Source organism: Mesorhizobium sp. M2A.F.Ca.ET.067.02.1.1, from assembly GCF_004023285.1.
In the GTDB taxonomy this organism is placed as follows: Bacteria; Pseudomonadota; Alphaproteobacteria; order Rhizobiales; family Rhizobiaceae; genus Mesorhizobium.
Window position 1 is genome coordinate 1 of sequence record NZ_RZSB01000674.1, and the last position, 3,276, is coordinate 3,276.

The 3,276-nt window shown below is 56.5% G+C and carries 3 protein-coding genes; all 3 read left to right on the top strand.

Going from position 1 to position 3,276, the window contains the following annotated elements:
• Positions 1 to 644: 644 nt before the first annotated feature.
• The gene (locus tag EOA28_RS29800) at positions 645 to 1,529 is read left to right on the top strand and encodes an HNH endonuclease (RefSeq protein ID WP_128315581.1); all 885 of its coding nucleotides are present in this window, start codon (positions 645 to 647) and stop codon (positions 1,527 to 1,529) included.
• 342 nt (positions 1,530 to 1,871) lie between these two features.
• Positions 1,872 to 2,855: a DUF6161 domain-containing protein gene (locus EOA28_RS29805; RefSeq protein ID WP_189342240.1), complete on the top strand. Its 984-nt coding sequence runs from the start codon at positions 1,872 to 1,874 to the stop codon at positions 2,853 to 2,855.
• Between the two features lie 135 nt (positions 2,856 to 2,990).
• The coding region (locus EOA28_RS29810) for an HNH endonuclease (RefSeq protein ID WP_210214972.1) at positions 2,991 to 3,276 on the top strand (286 nt) is incomplete at its 3' end.

Here is a 3,276-nt window from a genome sequence, read left to right on the forward strand (position 1 = left end):
GACGCCGCTCCAGTTGAAGCCGGGAGCCGCCGGCTCCTGGACAACGTCGGCGGCATGCGCGGCCGACATCAAGGCAACGGCCGAAACAGCGCCCAGCAGAACGGATTTCGCGGAAACACGAAGAAGAAGCATAGCCCATAGCCCCAATTTAAAACCGCCGCGTTTCTAGCAGGGGTTGTCGAGATTCGTAGTAGCAAAAATGCAACACCCGAGGATCGAACTGCCCAATTCCTGGGCAGCTTTCCGCAGGACTCGCGGCTTCCGAAAAAATCCACCCAAAAAAGGTCAGTTTGGTTGTGGGGCCGTGAGCTGGTCGGATCCGCCACGGGACTCGATGGGCGAGGACCTCGACATCGTCATCTCGAACGCCGCGCATGCTTGCCCTGCTCGGCGAGAGGGGGTGATGCGCGATTGCCTCCAGCCCGGCGAGCTGATCGGCGCTGCGGGCGAGGAAGCGTTGGCGCAAGGGCGCGCAGGGGGTCGGTGGCGGTGCTCCATTGGCGGAGGCGATATCAAGCAGAAAGCGGGGCGGGGTGGAACAGGCAGTTATCCGTCGCGGCAGAGGAAAAGCTTTCTCCTACCTAGACTAAACACCCGACATCAGGCTGTATCGGCGCGGACGTACTCCGAGCAAATAGAAGACCATGGCATTTGGGGTTTTCATTCACCGCACAGATTCGATCTACGATGACAGCCCCGCTGAGCAGTACCAATTCCCTCGCCAGTATCTGCGCCGCGTCGAAGCCTGCGTCGGCGATTGGATCATCTATTACGAACCCAGCAAGGTGACCGAGACGCGCGGTTATTTCGCGATGGCAAAGGTCCAGCAGGTTATTCCCGATCTTTCGGCGCCTGACATGTACCTCGCTCTGATCGAACCCGGAACCTACCTCGATTTCGTCAATCCTGTTCCATTCAGTGGGGCCGATGGTCTGGTCGAACGCGGTCTGCTCAATAACGAGGGCAGAATATCCGGCCGTGCGCAATCCGCCGTCCGCGCGCTTAGTCCTGCCGATTTCAACCGCATCATCGATCTGGCTTTCGATGCGAGCGAGGTGGTGCCGCGCGTCGAAGAAACCGGCTTTCAGGAAGAGCAGGCGCCGTTTCAGTTTGAGCAGAGCCGTGACCGGTCGAACTACATCGGATCGCGAATCGTGCGGGATCGAATTTTCCGCCGCATCGTCCTGCGCGCCTATGACGAGCGCTGCGCGATTACGGGGCTGAAGCTGATCAACGGCGGCGGCCGAGCCGAGGTGTCAGCCGCCCATATTCGACCGGTCGAAAGGAATGGCCCGGATGTTATCAACAACGGCATTGCGTTGTCCGGCACAGCGCATTGGATGTTCGATCGCGGATTGATCAGCCTATCCGACGATCTGGAGATCCTGATCTCGCGCCAGGTCAACGACGTCGACAGCGTGCAGGGGTTCATCAACAAGACGCGCCGCGCGCTTCTGCCGAGCCGATTGTCGGAACGACCGCATCCTCGGTTCCTGCAATGGCATCGGGAGCATTGTTTCAAGCAGTGAGGCGGCTTTCGTTAGCAGTGCCCCGCCGGCTCGCTTGAAGGGGAAACTACTTTGCGTGAAGATCATCCAAAAATAGGGTGGCAGTTAGCATCATGGTCGCTAACGGCGCAGGGGTAGCAAATGCCAATAAAATCCAAAGATGGGGGATACCCGGTTAGGTTCAGTGTTCCGCGTCAGCGATGGAGTAAGATCTTTCGCACCCAGGATGAACTGCGTGCTTTCTTAACGTCTGAGATCAAACACTGGCAGGAATATAATCAGCCCCGAGACTTCCCGCTTCCAGGTGGCTCGCAAGGACTCGCCTTTCTAGACCCTCTAACAACCGCAATCTTTAACGAGGCCATGAGCACCGGCCCACATCCCGAAGATGCGCTCAAGATTCTTGAGGACCGGGGCGCTCTCCTAAGTGAGGGTTTGTATGGGCGCTTCCTTTCCAAGCTGCGAGCTGAGAAGCCTAAGCTTTACCCCGGCGCTGTGGCGGCTATTGCGGCAACTCTTGGTCCGCACAATGCGTGGCCTGATCAGAGCGGTCGCCAGCCGTTCCCCTGGGCTGTCTGGCTATCAGGATTGGCCGCCATTTTGGAATTGGTTCCCTCCAGTCTGATAAAGCCTGAGGCGGATCAGTTAACTGCCGTTGTGTCGGACGCGCTCGCTCATCGAGACGAAACGGAGGAGATGAAGCACGCGTTCGAAACTTGGAGCGGGAAAACTCAAAGCGATACCCAAGCCGAAATCGATAGGTTCCGTCAAAGCGCAGCCGACGCCGCCAAATTCACACAGGCGCAATTGACCCAGGCTTTAGCCGACTCCAGCACACGGATATTGGAACTCGAAGACAAGGTACGAAAGCGCCTCGTTTTGGAGGCGCCGACTACATATTGGTCTAAGAAAGCAAACGGTCACGTTGCGATAGCGTTCGGGTTCGGTGCACTGTTTCTGCTCGGCTTAGGAAGCGGGATATATTGGCTTACACACTACGGTGTCGATCTGGTGGCAGACGCTCACCAACGCATCGTCGGAAATGTGCAGGACCCTGGTCTGCTTGCCCTTGTACCTCTGGCGTTCATCACGCTCCCAACGTTGGCCTTCGCATGGTTATTGAGGCATGTCAGCCGAGTTATAGTGCAAAACCTAGCGCTGGGTGCAGATGCGCGACTCCGAGGAACTATAGCCACGACGTACAGCGCGCTCACTGTGGACCAAGCTGCCACACCAGCTGAGTTGGCGATCGTTTTCAATGCGCTTTTTCGGCCGGTAGATGGCAGCACTCATTCTGAAATTGCTCCACCCAATCTGGCCGATCTAATGGAGCTGACGAAGAAGTAGCAGCCTTTAAGAGCAGTCTTCAGCTCACCCAGCTCATTCGTCTCGGGGGGAATTGGGAGAGAGAAGCTGCGCTGACCTAAGTTTGAGAGTACCGCATAACCACCGGCCTGCGAAAATTTAACAATCTGAGGAGACTTGACGTGGCTTGCTCTAGGGGAAAAGCCAATCCAAATCCGGCAACAAAACTCAAACTCTTTACCGATTCAGCCGGGTTTTGCCAGAACCCAGCGTGCAATACCCCTCTCTTTCCCGAAGGATTTGAAAAATATCCACATATCGTCGGAAATGGCCCACATATTCGCGGCAACCGATGGTGGGCCTCGCACCAAAGAAGAGTTGAGCGAGGAAGAAAGAGGCTCTTACGAGAACATCATACTTCTTTGTGCCAATTGCCATACCCTAATCGACAAGACTCCCGACG